General features: G+C 60.6%; 13 protein-coding genes. 7 read left to right on the top strand and 6 right to left on the bottom strand.

What is annotated here, in order from left to right:
• Both AAY24_RS12655 and argH read right to left on the bottom strand, forming a co-directional pair.
• Nucleotides 1–795 carry an enoyl-CoA hydratase gene (locus tag AAY24_RS12655; protein ID WP_046859991.1) on the bottom strand — a complete coding sequence of 265 codons (795 nt, stop codon included), beginning with the start codon at nucleotides 793–795 and terminating at the stop codon, nucleotides 1–3.
• Nucleotides 796–953: 158 nt separating this feature from the next.
• Nucleotides 954–2,339: an argininosuccinate lyase gene (argH, locus tag AAY24_RS12650; RefSeq protein WP_046859990.1), complete on the bottom strand. Its 1,386-nt coding sequence runs from the start codon at nucleotides 2,337–2,339 to the stop codon at nucleotides 954–956.
• Nucleotides 2,340–2,680: 341 nt separating this feature from the next.
• Between argH and AAY24_RS12645 the strand changes: the two genes are divergently transcribed.
• Together AAY24_RS12645 and AAY24_RS12640 are read left to right on the top strand one after the other, a co-directional pair.
• On the top strand, nucleotides 2,681–3,730 hold the full coding sequence (locus AAY24_RS12645; protein WP_046859989.1) for a sensor histidine kinase: 1,050 nt from the start codon (nucleotides 2,681–2,683) through the stop codon (nucleotides 3,728–3,730).
• A gap of 9 nt (nucleotides 3,731–3,739) precedes the next feature.
• Nucleotides 3,740–4,477, top strand: coding sequence for a LytR/AlgR family response regulator transcription factor (locus tag AAY24_RS12640; RefSeq protein WP_046859988.1), 738 nt, complete (start codon nucleotides 3,740–3,742; stop codon nucleotides 4,475–4,477).
• Nucleotides 4,478–4,508: 31 nt separating this feature from the next.
• Here the strand turns inward: AAY24_RS12640 and AAY24_RS12635 are convergent, their stop codons facing one another.
• Nucleotides 4,509–5,393, bottom strand: coding sequence for a GGDEF domain-containing protein (locus tag AAY24_RS12635; RefSeq protein WP_199930370.1), 885 nt, complete (start codon nucleotides 5,391–5,393; stop codon nucleotides 4,509–4,511).
• Nucleotides 5,394–5,579: 186 nt separating this feature from the next.
• Here AAY24_RS12635 and hemC point away from each other — a divergent pair, with 186 nt between their 5' ends.
• The 4 genes from hemC to AAY24_RS12615 all read left to right on the top strand — a co-directional run bounded on the left by hemC (nucleotide 5,580) and on the right by AAY24_RS12615 (nucleotide 10,002).
• Nucleotides 5,580–6,506 carry a hydroxymethylbilane synthase gene (gene hemC / locus AAY24_RS12630; protein WP_046859986.1) on the top strand — a complete coding sequence of 309 codons (927 nt, stop codon included), beginning with the start codon at nucleotides 5,580–5,582 and terminating at the stop codon, nucleotides 6,504–6,506.
• Nucleotides 6,496–7,305 (top strand): uroporphyrinogen-III synthase, encoded by an 810-nt coding sequence (locus tag AAY24_RS12625; RefSeq protein WP_234422174.1) that lies wholly within the window; start codon nucleotides 6,496–6,498, stop codon nucleotides 7,303–7,305. The genes hemC and AAY24_RS12625 overlap by 11 nt, the downstream gene beginning before the upstream one ends.
• A 223-nt stretch (nucleotides 7,306–7,528) precedes the next feature.
• Nucleotides 7,529–8,713, top strand: coding sequence for a uroporphyrinogen-III C-methyltransferase (locus tag AAY24_RS12620; RefSeq protein ID WP_046859984.1), 1,185 nt, complete (start codon nucleotides 7,529–7,531; stop codon nucleotides 8,711–8,713).
• Entirely contained in the window at nucleotides 8,710–10,002 is a 1,293-nt protein-coding gene (locus AAY24_RS12615; RefSeq protein WP_046859983.1) for a heme biosynthesis protein HemY, read from the top strand. Before AAY24_RS12620 ends, AAY24_RS12615 begins: the two co-directional genes overlap by 4 nt.
• A gap of 127 nt (nucleotides 10,003–10,129) precedes the next feature.
• On the opposite strand, the gene AAY24_RS12610 is transcribed toward AAY24_RS12615, so the two are convergent.
• Nucleotides 10,130–11,143, bottom strand: a complete 1,014-nt coding sequence (locus AAY24_RS12610; protein WP_046859982.1) for a CDP-6-deoxy-delta-3,4-glucoseen reductase — start codon at nucleotides 11,141–11,143, stop codon at nucleotides 10,130–10,132.
• Nucleotides 11,144–11,211: 68 nt separating this feature from the next.
• Between AAY24_RS12610 and AAY24_RS12605 the strand changes: the two genes are divergently transcribed.
• Nucleotides 11,212–12,081 carry an SDR family oxidoreductase gene (locus AAY24_RS12605; RefSeq protein WP_046859981.1) on the top strand — a complete coding sequence of 290 codons (870 nt, stop codon included), beginning with the start codon at nucleotides 11,212–11,214 and terminating at the stop codon, nucleotides 12,079–12,081.
• A gap of 1,642 nt (nucleotides 12,082–13,723) precedes the next feature.
• Here AAY24_RS12605 and AAY24_RS12600 read toward each other — a convergent pair.
• Together AAY24_RS12600 and ubiD are read right to left on the bottom strand one after the other, a co-directional pair.
• On the bottom strand, nucleotides 13,724–14,353 hold the full coding sequence (locus AAY24_RS12600; RefSeq protein WP_046859980.1) for a nucleotide-binding protein: 630 nt from the start codon (nucleotides 14,351–14,353) through the stop codon (nucleotides 13,724–13,726).
• 65 nt (nucleotides 14,354–14,418) lie between these two features.
• A complete protein-coding gene (gene ubiD / locus AAY24_RS12595; protein WP_046859979.1) occupies nucleotides 14,419–15,897 on the bottom strand; it encodes a 4-hydroxy-3-polyprenylbenzoate decarboxylase in 1,479 nt (492 codons plus the stop codon).
• Nucleotides 15,898–15,903: the final 6 nt, after the last annotated feature.

Here is a 15,903-nt window from a genome sequence, read left to right as displayed (position 1 = left end):
CTACCGGTCCTGCCAGTTAGGCGGACGTTTTTCCGTAAAGGCATCAATACCTTCGCTGACATCCGCGAACATCATGTTGTCGGCCATCGCGGTACTGGCAAACTGGTAGGCCTGCTCCACCCCCATCTCCAGCTGCTTGTAGTACATCGCCTTGCCGTGGGCAATGGAGGCTCGTGACTTGTTACAGATGGTGCGGGCCAGTTTGAGTACCTCTTCGTCCAGCTGCTCCAGGGGGACGGCGCGATTGATCAGGCCCTGAGCAGCGGCCTGCTGGGCGGAGATAAAGCCACCGGTGAGCAGCATCTCCATGGCCTGTTTGCGTCCCACGTTACGGGACAGGGGCACGCTGGGGGTACCGCAGAACAGACCCACATTGATACCCGAGACGGCAAAGCGTGATCCCTCTTCCGCGATGGCCAGGTCGCAGGAGGCTACCAGCTGGCAGCCGGCGGCTGTGGCGATGCCGTGTACCCGGGCGATGACCGGTTGTGGCAGGCTGGTGATGCGGGTCATCACCTGACCACAGTGATCGAACAGCTGTTGAAAGTATTCCCGTTCGCTCTGGGTGCGCATCTGCTTCAGATCGTGTCCGGCGCAGAAGGCGCGACCATTGCCGGCGAGAACCACCACCCGCACGCTTTCATCTTCCGCGATGGCGTCCAGGGTGCTGTGGAGGGCATCCAGCAGCTCTTCCGACAGGGCGTTGAACTGGTTGGGACGATTCAGCGTCAGGTAGGCGATGTTGTCACGATCTTCGCGTAGCAGCACGGCTTGGTCAGCGGCAGTTTGGCTCATGGGCTCCTCTCTCCTGTTTGGTTTCTGTGGTAACTATACATGCAACGGCCAGGAAAATGCAGGCGCCTGGTGGCAGGTAGGGTGGGCGCCCTGTTGTGCCACCCTGCGGAGATCCCATCCTGAACAGGCGCCTGTAGCCGGGCTCGGTCAGTCAGTATTCACTCACTGTCCAGCCGCTGACGGGCACGGCTGATAGCCGCCCGCACCTGGGCCGGTGCGGTGCCACCAATATGGTCGCGGGCCGCCACCGAACCCTCCAGGGTCAACACCTGGAACACGTCATCGTCGATCTGCTCGGAGAATCCGCGCAGCTCTTCCAGGCTCAGATCGGCCAGGTCACACCCTTTGCTGACGCCCAGCGCTACGGCCTTGCCCACCACTTCGTGGGCATCCCGGAACGGGGTTCCCTTGCGCACCAGGTAGTCGGCCAGGTCGGTGGCGGTGGCGAAGCCTTTCATGGCCGCTTCACGCATGCTGTCCGGTTTGCAGGTGATGGCCGGAATCATGTCGGCGAACACCTTCAGCGAGCCCTTCAGGTTGTCCACGGTGTCGAACAGCGGCTCCTTGTCCTCCTGGTTATCCTTGTTGTAAGCCAGGGGCTGGCCCTTCATCAGGGTCAGCAGACTCATCAGGTGACCAAATATGCGGCCGGTCTTGCCCCGCACCAGCTCCGGTACGTCGGGGTTCTTTTTCTGCGGCATGATGGAGGAGCCGGTGCAGAAGCTGTCGGAGAGATCGACGAAATTGAACTGGGCCGAGGACCAGATGATCAGCTCTTCCGACATGCGCGACAGGTGCATCATGATCAGGGCGGCGGCAGCGCTGAACTCGATGGCGAAATCCCGGTCGCTGACCGAATCCAGGGAGTTCTCGCTGGGCCGGGCAAAACCGAGCAGTTCAGCGGTGTAGTAACGGTCGATCGGGTAGGTGGTGCCGGCCAGGGCGGCGGCGCCCAGCGGCATGATGTTGACCCGTTTATTGCAGTCCGCCAGCCGCTCACGATCCCGCTCCAGCATTTCGAACCAGGCCATCAGATGGTGGCCGAAGGTGACCGGCTGGGCGGTCTGCAGGTGGGTGAAGCCGGGCATGATGGTGTCTGCCTCCTGCTCCGCCTTGTCCAGCAGGGCCTGCTGCAGGCGCAGGATTTCGGCCCGGATGGTTTCGATCTCGTCCCGCAGGTAGAGTCGTACATCGGTGGCCACCTGGTCGTTGCGCGAGCGGCCGGTATGCAGTTTCTTGCCGGCGTCGCCAATGGCGCTGGTGAGGCGCGACTCCACGTTCATATGCACATCTTCCAGCTCCACCGACCACTCGAACTGACCGGCTTCGATCTGGGCCTGGATCTGTTGCAGGCCGGCGATAATGGTGTCACGCTCCTCGACGGTCAGGATACCGGCCTTGGCCAGCATGGTGGCATGGGCGATAGAGCCCTGGATGTCGTAGCGGTAGAGGCGCTGATCGAACTCCACAGAGGCGGTGAACGCCTCCACAAAGGCGTCGGTGGGTTCGCTGAAGCGGCCGGACCAGAGTTTTTTATCGCTCATGAGACTAATATTCCTGCGTGAGAACCAGGCATCGGCTGGATGGGTGATAGAGAGTGTAAGATATTAGCCCGAATTATCTTGCAGGGGCGCGGGACGTGCAAAGCGGGCTGAGTAGCGAAAGCTGCTACAGGCTCTTTTCCGATGGTTGCGGTTCGCGTCTGTATCAGCACGGGTTTTCTTTGCGTTCCTGGCGTCTTTACGAGAAATTGGTCATAAAATTCGGGTTAGTCCATGGCCTTTGACTGATCGCAAAGAGAATAAACGAACAGGTAGCTGCCAGGGCGGTGCGATTGTATCAGGAATCGGAGCCAGGTTAACGCCTGAAGGGGAATTGCCGGGGCATGAAGCAGAAAGGATTAAAGGGGAACGTACCGGAACGGCGCCAGACCACCTATCTGCCCAACTTCTGCAGTATCCGCATGGTGTTCGGGGTGGTGATCTCGGCGGAACTGCTGGCGGTGATACTGACCCTGGCTGCGATCGACTCGTTCAGTGAGTTTGCCAGCGAACTGAGTCTGCGCTCTCTCTACATCCAGTGGATCGCTCTGGTGGGCAGTGCCCTGATCTGCCTGTTGCGGCCCTGGATCAGCCATCTGCGAACCTGGCAGGTGGGCCTGATTATCTGGTGCAGCCTGATGGGGGTCACCCTGGCCGTCGCGCTGCTGGCCATCTGGGCCCTCTCCATGCCTGCCGGGGAGACCTTCCTGCTTAAAAGTCTCGTCATCAGCGCCATTGTCTGCGCGGTGCTGATGCACTACCTCTCGATCCAGTATCGCTGGCGCCTCCAGGTGGAGGCGGAATCGAAGGCCCATCTGCAGGCTCTGCAGTCACGCATCCGGCCCCATTTTCTGTTCAACAGCATGAACACCATCGCCAGCCTGACCCGTACCGATCCGGCCCTGGCGGAGGAGGTGGTGTATGACCTCTCCGACCTGTTCCGGGCCTCGCTGGCGGATGCCCAACGCATGTCCAGCCTGGGGGAGGAGATTGAACTGTGCCGTGGCTACCTGCGAATTGAAGGGCAGCGGCTGGGGGACCGCCTGCGGGTCAAATGGGATCTGGAGGCGCTGCCGTTGGATGCGGAACTGCCGGCACTGATCCTGCAGCCGCTGCTGGAGAATGCCATTTATCACGGCATCGAACCCTCCACCCAGCCCGGCCTGATCCAGATTACCGGGCGCTACCGGCGCAAGCGGGTCAACATCAGCATCCGCAACACCCTGCCGGTGGGTGGCAACAAAGCGCGTCGTCCGGGTAACCGGATGGCCCTGCAGAATACCCGTGAGCGATTGCAGGGATTTTTTGCCGAAGAGGCCTCCCTGACAGTTGGTGAAGTGGATGGTGATCACCAGGTGCGGGTGGTGTTCCCCCATCCCTGGAAGGAGCAGTGAGGTGGCTCGATGAAAATATTGATTGTTGATGACGAAGCCCATGCCCGGGCGCGTCTGCGCAGCCTGATCGAAGAGATAGGCCCGCCCTGTCATGTGGTGGGGGAGGCGGACAACGGTCGGGATGCGGTACAGTTTTCCCAGCGCAGCGAGGTCGATCTGGTGCTGATGGATATCCGCATGCCAGGGATGGATGGGCTGGAGGCGGCTGCTGCGCTGACCGCTATGGCGACGCCGCCGGCGGTCATTTTTGTCACCGCCTATGATGAACACGCACTGGCCGCCTTCGAGCGCCATGCGGTGGATTACCTGTTGAAACCGATCCGCCGCGAGCGCCTGCAACGGGCTATGGAGAAGGCTGTCACCCTGAGTCGACCCCAGTTACAGGCGCTGCAGGCGTTGCAGTCGCCGCTGGAGGAGGCCTATATCAGTGTCAGTTTCCGGGGCGGCCTGCAACGGATTCCCCTCAGCGAAGTGATCTATTTTCAGGCCGACAACAAGTATGTGACAGTTTGCCACACCGCCGGCGAGGCGTTGCTGGAGGAGTCGCTGAAATCACTGGAAGAGCGGTTTTCCGAGCGACTGATCCGTATCCACCGGAACGCCCTGATCATGCAGGAACGGCTGCTTGGCCTGAAACGGCTCGACGGTGGAACCTGCGCCGTGACCCTGGCCGGCAGTGCGGCGGAGCTGGAGGTGAGCCGGCGGCATTTGCCGGAGGTGCGGAAACTATTGCGGGGACGGGCGTGACGGGGTTATCCGGCGGCTGTTGGCAGAGCGCTTAATCCGCCATCACCGCCAGGCAACCGGGGCTTTTCTTGGCCTGGTACATGGCCAGGTCGGTGCGCTTGATGAAGGTGGAAACTGACTCATCCTCCCGGTATTGGGCAATGCCGATACTGAGTGAGACCGGCTTACCCTCCCGTGATATCTGCACCAGGTTGGCCGGCATATGGCGGGAAAAATGGTCTATCAGGCGCATGGTGAGATTTTGCGCCTGCTGTTGCGGGGTTTCCGGCAGCAGCAGCATGAATTCGTCGCCGCCGTAGCGAAAGCCGTAGTCGCTGTTGCGTAACAGGGTAGCGATGCAATCGCCGACATAACGCAACGCCAGGTCCCCTTCGATATGGCCCAGGGAATCATTGACCGATTTAAAGTTGTCCAGGTCGATGCAGATCAGGCTGAGGGGGTGTTTATAACGGTTGCTGCGACCGATTTCCCGCTTCAGCACGGTCTGAAAATGGCGTTGGTTGTAGAGGCCGGTCAGGTTGTCGGTAACGGTCAGCAGCTTCAGTGAGCGTTCCAGTTCCAGGCGTTCGGTGAGGTCCCGGAAGAAGCCGATACTGCCCACTTCCCGGCCATCTTGTTCCACCAGGCTGGCTGAGAGCTGGATCGGGATGCGTTCGCCGCTTTTTGATAGCAGGTGGGTATTGTGACCGATAATCTGCCCCCGGATACCCTTGCTGTCGGAGTACATCAGGCGTTTGATCTCGCGGGCGCTCTCCCGGGATGGATAGAGTTTGGCCACCTGCAGCTGTCCGATCACCTCATCCCGGCTGTAACCCAGCATGCGTTCCGCTGCGGGATTGAACAGCGTAATAATACCGTTTCGCCTGATGCCGATTACCGGGTCCGGACAAATCAGTGCCAGTTCGTCATTGAGCACATTGGATACCATAGGATTGGTGTGTCAGACAGGGGTCGGACCAGACTATCGGCATGATTGATGTAACCTTGAGTTTGGTGAAGCAACCCGACGGGCCGGTGAATCCGGCACGTCAACCGGGGGCTGGTATTTGCCTGTACCAGCCAGAGATTATAGCATGCGCCTTTTTTCACCGAGAAAACTGTGATGTCCCAGCCCTTACGAATCGCTACCCGAAAATCCCCGCTGGCCATGTGGCAGGCGGAGCATGTCGCCAAGCTGCTGAAAGAAACGCATCCCGGCCTGGAGGTGGAACTGGTCGGTATGAGCACCCAGGGTGACAAAATCCTCGATACCCCGCTGGCCAAGATCGGTGGCAAGGGACTTTTTGTCAAGGAGCTGGAACAAGGCATGCTGGATGGGCGGGCCGATATTGCCGTCCACTCCATGAAGGATGTGCCGGTCGAGTTGCCCGACGGGCTGCACCTGGCGGTCATCATGGAGCGGGAAGATCCCCGTGACGCCTTTGTCTCCAGTCGCTACAGTCGGTTGGAAGAGCTGCCGGAAGGCTCGGTGGTCGGTACCTCCAGCCTGCGGCGCCAGTGTCAGTTGGCGGATCGGCGGCCCGATCTGAAAATAGTTCCCCTGCGGGGCAACGTCAACACCCGGCTGCGCAAGCTGGATGAGGGCGAATTTGACGCCATTATCCTGGCTGCAGCGGGTCTCATCCGGCTCGGCTACCAGCCACGCATCGCCTCCTACATCGAGACCGGGGATAGCCTGCCGGCGATTGGTCAGGGCGCCATCGGCATCGAGTGCCGGATCGATGATGAACGGGTCAATGCCCTGATTAAGCCCCTGCACGATGGGGATACCGCCTGTTGTGTGGAGGCGGAGCGGGCCATGAACCATCGCCTCATGGGGGGCTGCCAGGTACCCATAGCCGGCTTTGCGGTGCTTAACAACGGCAAACTGTTCATGCGCGGCCTGGTGGGTGAACCGGATGGAAGCCGTATTATGCGGACCGAGCGCAGTGCTCCGGCCAGTGAGGCGGACTCCCTGGGTATCGCTGTGGCGGAGGATCTGCTTGGGCAGGGCGCAGACCAGGTGCTCAAACACCTGTATGAGAAGTGAGACGATAGCCATGTCCTTTCTCCCATCCACCTCCGACTGCAATCTGTCCGGTGTTGGCGTGCTGGTGACCCGCGCTGAACATCAGGCCACGACCCTGTGTCGCATGATTGCTGCCCGTAACGGCCGGGCAGTGCGTTTTCCGGCGGTGGAGATTATCGATCCGGCCGATCCGCAGCGGGTGGCTGAACAGCTGTCCCATTTCGCCGACTACCAGATGGCGGTCTTTGTCAGTCCCAATGCGGTTCTCTGGGGAATAAAGCAGTTGCCGGATCAGAAAATACCGCCCGGCGTCGCCCTGGCCACCGTGGGTAAACGGACCGCCCAGACCCTGGCGGAAGCCGGTTATGCGGTGGATGTGGTACCGGAAACCTCCTTTGACAGTGAGGGGCTGCTGGCGACTCCGGAGCTGAAGGATGTGGCCGGCAAACGCATTCTTATCCTGCGCGGAAATGGTGGTCGTGAACTGCTGGCCGATACCCTGGTGGAGCGTGGTGCGACGGTGGATTTTGTCGAAGTGTATCAACGTCGCTGCCCCGACACGGATCCGGATCCCCTGATTCGGCGCTGGCGGGATGACGTGGACGTGGTTACAGTGAGCAGTAATATCCTGCTGGATAACCTGTTCACCATGCTGGGTGAGGCAGGCCAGCCGCTGCTGCAACAGACACCCATGATCGTGATCAGCGACCGGATGCGCCAGCATGCCCGGGAGCTGGGGTGCCATGAAGTCTATCTGTCACGCAGTGCGGACGAGCAGGATCTGTTTGAGGCGATCTGCCTGTGGGCCGGAAATCGCTGACGGCCCGGTCTGCCCTGTTTGTCGGGCAGAGCCCGGGTCACAGTGTCCACGGGGTATTCCGAGTATTCCGACAGGTGGTGCTTTGCTAGACTACTAAGGACTCCGTACCGCAACTTGATGAACGAAACTGCAGTGAAGCGGCGCCACGACGGGGACCTCCGGCGCGCTGCATCCATACCAACCGGTCAGCCCGGTTGCCACACACAACCAGACGGAAAAGTGAATGAGCAAGAAAGACGCGAAAGATCCAGACAAGGATGAGGCGGTCCTGGACGCGGCGCCAGCGATCGAGGATGCCGAAATCATTGAAACGACAGAGGCCGTGCAGGAGCCGACGCCGAAGGTTGCCAGCAACAAGTCCGCATTGCCGAAACTCTCCCTGGTCTTTTCACTCGTCGCCCTGATTCTGGTTTTCGTTGCACTGGGCTACGGCTATCAGTACTGGACCGGTTTGCAGGCGTCGCTGCAGCAGATGAACCAGGCACTGGGCAAGGCGGACACGGAACAGCAGGCCCTGCAGGACAAGCTGGCAACCGTGTCCCAGGCATTCGAGCAGCAGAAGCAGGCGTTTGATGAGCAGCGCGGTGCGCTGGAGAAGCAACAGCAGATACTGGCCGAAGCACGTGAACGCCTCAGCCAGCAAGCCAGCGAGATGCAGAACTCCCTGGAGACCATCTACAGCCGGGTCGGACGCAGCAGCAACGCCTGGATGGCGGCCGAGGCGGAGTACCTGATGCGGGTGGCCAACCACCGGTTGCGCCTGGCGGGTGATGTGAATACCGCCATCCGCGCCCTGGAGGCGGCCGACGGTCGGTTGCGGGATAGCGGTGATCCGGGCTGGATCGAAGTCCGGGAACAGCTGGCCAAGGAGATCGCCACCCTGAAAACAGTGGGCCAACTGGACCGGGTGGGATTATCGGCCCGGCTGAACGGGCTGAAAGATCAGATCCAGGCACTGAAACTGGTGGGACTCAGCTACTCCCCGCCGCAGCCGGCGCCGAATGAGAGCCAGGACGCCGACCGGGAACGCAGCGTGGAGAGCCTGTTGAAGGATGGCTGGGAGGGTTTCAAATCGATCATGGTGATCCGGCACCGGGACAAACCGGTCAGCGCCATGCTGCCCCCGGAGCAGCAGTTTTTTGTCTATCAGAATCTGCAACTGCAACTGGAGGCGGCCCGCCTGGCGCTGCTGAAGGGTGACACCCAGCTGTATGGCTCCAGTCTGGCGCAGGCAGCCAGCTGGGTTGGTGAATTTTTTGATCCGGATGCAACCGCCACCCAAGCGGTCCAGCAGGAGATCAGCGCGCTGCAAGCGGTGGATATAAATCCCCAATTGCCGGATATTTCCCGTTCCCTGGCTGCCCTGCAGGCGCGCATGAAGGCGGCCGGAGAAGAGGATGCCCAATGAGATTTCTGATACTTGGATTGCTCGGTTTAGCTGTGTCAGTACTGCTGGCGCTGGCGGTAAAAGAGGATAACGGCTACATCCTGATCGGTTACGGGCAGTGGACCGTGGAGGGGAGTCTGGCTTTCTTCCTGATAATGAATCTGCTGCTGTTCGGTCTACTCTATCTCACTTTGCGGATCCTCTCGCGGCTGGGTGCTACGCCGCGAAAATTCCATGACTGGCGTCAGGTTCGCGGTGCCAAGCGTGCCCGGAAATCACTCATCCACGGTTTGGTGGAGCTCTCTGAAGGTGACTGGAAACGGGCCGAACGGGATCTGGTGCGTCTTGCCGACAAGTCGGAGACCCCCCTGTTGAACTACCTGGCGGCGGCCCGTTCCGCACAACAGCAGAACGCCCATGATCGGCGCGACCACTATCTGCAACTGGCCCATGAAAGCATGCCGGAGGCGGATGTGGCGGTGGGCCTGACCCAGGCGGAGCTGCAGCTTGATCATGCCCAGCTGGAGCAGGCGCTGGCCACACTCAAACATCTGCGGGAGATCGCCCCGCGCCACACCCATGTACTGAAACTGCTGAAGGAGCTGTATCAGCGGTTGGGTGACTGGCGGGAGCTGGGGCTGCTGCTGCCGGAGCTGAAGAAGCGCAAGGTGGTGGAGCCGGAGGAGCTCCAGGCGCTGGAGCTGCGGGTATACCAGAACCAGATCACGGAGGCGGCCCAGGATGAGAACCTCACCCAGCTGCAGACGGTCTGGAACCGCATTCCGTCGGCGATCCGCCTGCGTGAGGAGATGGTGACCACCTATGCCAACCATCTGATGAACCGGGGCGAGCACAACCAGGTGGAGCGTGTCCTGCGTGACGCCATTGAACGCAACTGGAGCGAGGATCTGGTGGAGCTTTATGGACGAGTGCCGGCGGATGATCGGGCCCGCCAGCTCTCCATGGCCGAAGCCTGGTTGAAGAACCAGCCCCGCAGTCCGGTGCTGTTACTGACCCTGGGACAGCTCTGCCTGGCAAACAAGCTCTGGGGCAAGGCGCGGACCTACCTGGAGACCAGCATCGCCATTGAACCGAGCAGCGCCGCCTACCGGACCCTGGGCACCCTGCTGGAGAAGATGGGTGAAAAGGAGAAGGCGTTCGACTGTTTCAAGGCCGGACTGGAACTGGGCAGCGAACACCCCGCCTCGGTCCATCTGCCAGCGTCACTGACACTGCCGGGGGCCGCTTCGGAGCAGGAGGACGGAGAACCGGAGACACCACCCAAGCTTGAGGTGGTCAACCGGCAGTAGCTAATGGCACGCCCGTACCAATTGTGCGAACGGCGTGAGCTGCGAAAGGTGCTGCGATCGCAGCTCACGCCGTTGCTACTGTCAGGATGACGTGGCGAGCCAGTCGGTATATGGGCAGCCGCCAGGTTTACTTGTTGGGATTGTCCTGGGCCCACTCGAATACGTCAGAGAACATCCGGTCCCGATCCAGACCCGCTTCCACAAAGGCGTCCCGGGCCGCAAAAATCATCACCGGCGGGCCACTCATGTAGAGATCGAACGGACTCATGTCCGGGTGATCCCGCAGCACCGTCTCATGCACAAACCCCCGGGCTCCCTGCCAATCCGCGTCCGGTTCGGATAGCACGGCGGTGTAGTCGAGTTGGGGATGTTGTTGGGCCCACTGTTCGGCCAGTTCTCCCAGGTAGAGATCCCGCTTGCTGCGGACTCCCCAGTAGAGATGGATCGGCCGTTTATCACCAATATGGAACGCGTGTTCGATAACCGCCTTCAGGGGGGCGAAGCCGGTGCCGCCAGCCATGAAAATCAGCGGCCGGTCGGAATCCTCCCGCAGGTAGAAGCCGCCCATGGGTGCGGCAATCTCCTGGCGATCCCCGACCTGCATCTTCTCGAATACGTAGTCGGTAAATTCGCCCCCGGGGACATGGCGGATGTGCAGCTCGATCAGCTCATCGTCGTGCGGGGCGTTGGCCATGGAGAAGGCGCGCCGGCGACCATCCTCCAGGATAAAATCAAGATACTGACCGGCCAGGTACTGCAGCCGTTCGTTCTCCGGCAGTCGCAGGAAGACGCGCATCACGTCATGGGAGAGCTGATCCATCTGCTCTACGGAGCAGATCAGATTGCGCACCTCTTCATCCGACTCCGTTTCGATCTCATGGGCGCGCAGGGTAATATCGCTACTGGGTATGGCCTGGCAGGTGAGACAGTAGTCGTCCGGCTTGTCGCTGGTGATTATCTCGTCATCATCAGGATAGATGACCGTGCCGGAGACCAGGGTACTGGCACAGCTGCCACAGGCACCATTACGGCAGCCATAAGGGAGGGAGATCCCGTGGCGGTCAGCGGCCTCCAGGATAGTCTCGCCCTTTTCGGTGGTAAAGCTGTGTCCACTGGGTTCTACTGTTACTACAAAACTCATAAAAATCCTTCATTTTTTTCCAGGCTATCGTGGAATTCTCTACTATTTTACTGTGAAATACAAAAGTGATGACACATAAGGTGATATTTGGCTGCGGCTATCTGGGCCGCCGCGTCGCCCAGGCCGAGCTGCAGGATGGGGCTTCGGTAACGGGCATTGTACGCACTCAGGCCAGCGTGGCAACGCTGCAGATGGCTGGAATTCCGGCCAGAATCCTGGACCTGGATGCAGCACTGCCGACGGTCGACATACCGGATCTGCAGGGTACGGAGCTCTACTATTTTGCCCCGCCACCCCGACAGGGTGTGGCCGAGACCCGGGTCGGTCGATTGATTGCCGGCTTTGCCCGGACCGGCCAGCCCCGCCGGGTGGTCTACCTCAGCACCACCGGAGTGTATGGCGACTGCGCCGGCGATTGGGTGGATGAGACCCGGCCGGCCCATCCCCAGGTGGATCGCGCCCGCCGACGCTGGGATGGTGAACAACAGTTCCGGGCCTGGAGCCGCTCCACAGGTGGGCAACTGGTTGTTCTGCGAGTGGCGGGCATCTACGGCCCGGACAAGCTGCCGCTGGCTCGCCTGGAAAGGGGTGAGCCGACGGTGCAGGAGTCGGAGGCGCCCTTTACCAACCGCATCCATGTTGATGATCTGGTGCAGGTGTGCCGGGCGGCCATGGCCCGGGGCGGTGACGGCGAGATCTACAACGCGAGTGATGGCTGTCCCGGCAATATGACCGACTACTTTAACCGGGTGGCCGACTGGGCCGGACTGCCGCGTCCGCCACAGATTTCCCTGGCGGATGCGGGTTCCCGGCTCTCTGCCGGCATGCTCTCTTACCTGCAGGAGTCCCGCCGCCTGGACAGCCGCAAGTTGCAGCGGGAGTTGGGGGTGAAGCTGCGTTATCCGGATCTGCAAAGCGGACTGGCGGGGTGTCGTTGAAGGTTATGATAAGCCTGGTTGCCGGGCTCACCTGAGTAAAGGGTTATTTAGGGGCTTTTGCCCAGCCTTCGGTCAGGTACTTTTGTGGCTAGACCCAGATGAGTGAGGGAAGTACAGGCGCACCCTTGATTCCTTCCAGACCTTCAGCCACATGTTGGCGGTAGAGTTCAGCGTGTTAGTTGATTATGAGACATTGTGTCGCTTCGCGACGCTGCTTCAGTATACGGGGGATCCGGCCCCCTTCGCCGGGTTACTTTTACGGGTAAAAGTAACCAAAACCCCCGCTCCACCACGCCACCCCTGCGGGGTTCCCTGGGTTTCTCGCCAGCGACGGGGCGCGCATAACTCGCTGCGCTCAGACAAATGGGCGCCAGTTTCCGTCACTGGCTGCGATACTCGGTGGCGTGGAAGTCGGATCATCCTTCGGTGCCCGAACTTCGATTGAAGTTTTTGAATGAAGAACAAGCCGATTGGCAGGCGGTATGGCAGTGCACCTCCCCGTTCAGCCTGTCGAGCATCGCAGGGCTGAGCGGAAATACGCGTGAAATTGTCTGAGCCGCACAGCGGCGAGTTTTTTCACGCGCCGCTCAGGCCGAGAAGCGCAGAGTACCCGCAGGGCAGGCTGACCGGGAAAGGGTTTTGGGTACTTTTGGCCACAAAAGTACCTCGCCAAAAGGCCGTAGGCCGGGCGAAATTTCTTTTAAAATGAGGATTCCGGTCCTGTGGACCGGGTTACTTTTACGGGTAAAAGTAACCAAAACCCTCTCTCCACCACGCCACCCCTGCGGGGTTCCCTGCGTTTCTCACCAGCGACGGGGCGCGCATAACTCGCTGCGCTCAGACAAATGCGCGCTATTTTCCGTCGCCGGCTGCGATACTCGGTGGCGTGGAGGTCGGATCATCCTGTGGAACCCAAACTTCGAATGAAGTTTTTATATGAAGAACCGCGGATTGGCAGGCTGTATATTCGTGATATTCGTGCGCCGCTCAGGCCGAGAAGCGCAGAGCACCCGTAGGGCAGGCTGACCGGGGAAAGGGTTTTGGGCAGTTTTGGCCACAAAAGTACCTCGCCAAAAGGCCGTAGGCCGGGCGAAATTTCTTTTAAAATGAGGATTCCGGTCCTGTGGACCGGGTTACTTTTACGGGTAAAAGTAACCAAAACCCTCTCTCCACCACGCTACCCCTGCGGGGTTCCCTGCGTTTCTCGCCAGCGACGGGGCGCGCATAACTCGCTGCGCTCAGACAAATGCGCGCCTGTTTCCGTCGCCGGCTGCGATACTCGGTGGCGTGGAAGTCGGATCATCCTGCGGTGCCCAAACTTCGATTGAAGTTTTTGAATGAAGAACAAGCCGATTGGCAGGCGGTATGGCAGTGCTCCTCCCCGTTCAGCCTGTCGAGCATCGCAGGACTGAGCGGAAATACGCGTGAAATTGTCTGAGCCGCACAGCGGCGAGTTTTTTCACGCGCCGCTCAGACCGAGAAGCGCAGAGTACCCGCAGGGCAGGCTGACCGGGAAAGGGTTTTGGGTACTTTTGGCCACAAAAGTACCTCGCCGAAGGCTGGGCGGGAAGTGATTCAACCGAAGATCAAGCGTTGTTTATAAAAAATCACTGATGGGGTCAGACACTCCAGCCAAATCGGGTTACTGATTCTCCAGCCAGGCCAGTATCGGATCCCACAACTCCTCGTCCTGCCACACCATGGATGGCGCCATCTCGAAAATACCCAGGCCCCGCTCGGCGGCCCGGATATAGTTCTGGCTCTCCCGCAGATGGGTCAGGAATGGTACGTTCAGATGGGCCAGATACTCTTCCAGCTGCCGGTAGATCAGGGTGTTTTCCCGTACCCGGTTGGCCACGATGGCGATTTGGGTCTGCTGGCGTGATACCCGGCCGCTGCGCAGCAGCTCCTCCAGAAAACGGCTACAGGCGCGCATGTCAATCGGCGAGGGGAGTACCGGTACGATCAGGGACTGAACCCGTTTCAACATGCTGTTGATCTCGCTGCCGTGGGTGCCGGCGGGTGCGTCCATGATCAGGATATCGGTGCCCCGGGCCGGTCTTACCGGGTTTCGGGTGGCATCGATGCCCTGGATATCCGGTATGCCCTCGTAGTCCTTGCGCGCTTCCAGCCAGTCCAGCGAGGACCCCTGTGGATCGAAGTCGGCAAGCGCAACGGTAGCGCCCTCATCGGCGAACCAGGTGGCGATATTGGTTGCCAGTGTGGTCTTGCCACAACCCCCCTTGGCATTCATCAACATGATGGTACGCATCCTGACTTCTCCTCTGTTCTTGTTCTCAGTGGTCCGCAATTATAGCCCCAGAGCAGTGGCCCGATTCAATCATTCGGATTGCTGATATCCAGGCTCTCCCAGATCTCGTCCACCCGTTGTTTCACCGCTGCATCCATGGTGATGGGACGGCCCCACTCCCGCTGGGTCTCGCCGGGCCATTTGTTGGTGGCGTCGAAGCCGATCTTGGAACCGAGGCCGGAGACCGGCGAGGCGAAATCCAGGTAGTCGATCGGCGTGTTCTCGATCAGGGTGGTGTCCCGGGCCGGGTCCATGCGGGTGGTCATGGCCCAGATCACATCATTCCAGTCCCGCACGTTCACATCGTCATCGGTGACAATGACGAACTTGGTGTACATGAACTGGCGCAGGAATGACCAGATGCCCAGCATCACCCGCTTGGCATGACCCGGGTACTGTTTTTTCATCGATACCACCGCCATACGGTAGGAGCACCCCTCCGGCGGCAGGTAGAAGTCGACGATCTCCGGGAACTGCTTCTGCAGGATCGGCACGAACACCTCGTTCAGGGCCACCCCCAGGATGGCCGGCTCGTCCGGTGGCCGGCCGGTGTAGGTGCTGTGGTAGATCGGGTCGCGCCGGTGGCTGATGCGCTCGATGGTGAACACCGGGAAGTGGTCCACTTCGTTGTAGTAACCGGTGTGATCGCCGAACGGCCCTTCGGGGGCCATGTCGTCGGGGTAGAGATAGCCCTCCAGGACAAATTCGGCCGAGGCGGGTACCTGCAAATCGTTGGTCAGGCAGTGGGCTACCTCGGTGCGGCTGCCGCGCAACAGGCCGGCAAAGGCGTACTCGGAGAGGGTGTCCGGTACTGGTGTGACCGCCGCCAGGATAGTGGCCGGGTCGGCCCCCAGGGCGACACTGACCGGAAACGGCTCGCCCGGATGGCGCTGTTGCCACTCCCGGAAGTCCAGTGCACCGCCCCGGTGTGACAGCCAGCGCATGATCACCCGGTTTTTGCCGATCACCTGCATGCGGTAGATGCCCAGGTTCTGCCGGCTCTTCTCCGGCCCCCGGGTGACCACCAGGCCCCAGGTGATTAGCGGCCCCGCATCCCCGGGCCAGCAGGTCTGGATCGGCAGCTCTGCCAGGTCGATCTCCGGCTCTTCCAGTACCACCGCCTGACAGGGTGGCCGTTTGACCTCCTTGGGCGCCATGTCCAGCACCTTGCGGAATACCGGCAGCTTGGACCAGGCATCCTTCATCCCCTTGGGTGGTTCCGGCTCCTTCAGCATGGCCAGCAGCCGGCCCACCTCCCGCAGCGCCTCCACCGACTCCTCGCCCATGCCCAGTGCCACCCGGCGGGGCGTGCCGAACAGGTTGCCCAGCAGCGGAAAGCGGGAGCCCTTGACCCGCTCAAACAGCAGGGCCGGTCCCCCGGCACGCAGGGTGCGGTCGCAGATCTCGGTCACTTCCAGGTGGGGATCCACCTCGACCCTGACCCGCTTCAGCTCGCCCAGCGCCTCCAGTTGTTCAATAAAGTCACGCAGATCTGAATATTTCATAAATTC

The sequence above is a fragment of the Sedimenticola thiotaurini genome (assembly GCF_001007875.1).
Taxonomy (GTDB): Bacteria; Pseudomonadota; Gammaproteobacteria; order Chromatiales; family Chromatiaceae; genus Sedimenticola; species Sedimenticola thiotaurini.
The sequence above is the reverse complement of the archived record's forward strand: the minus strand, read 5'-3'. Positions and strand labels throughout refer to the sequence as shown.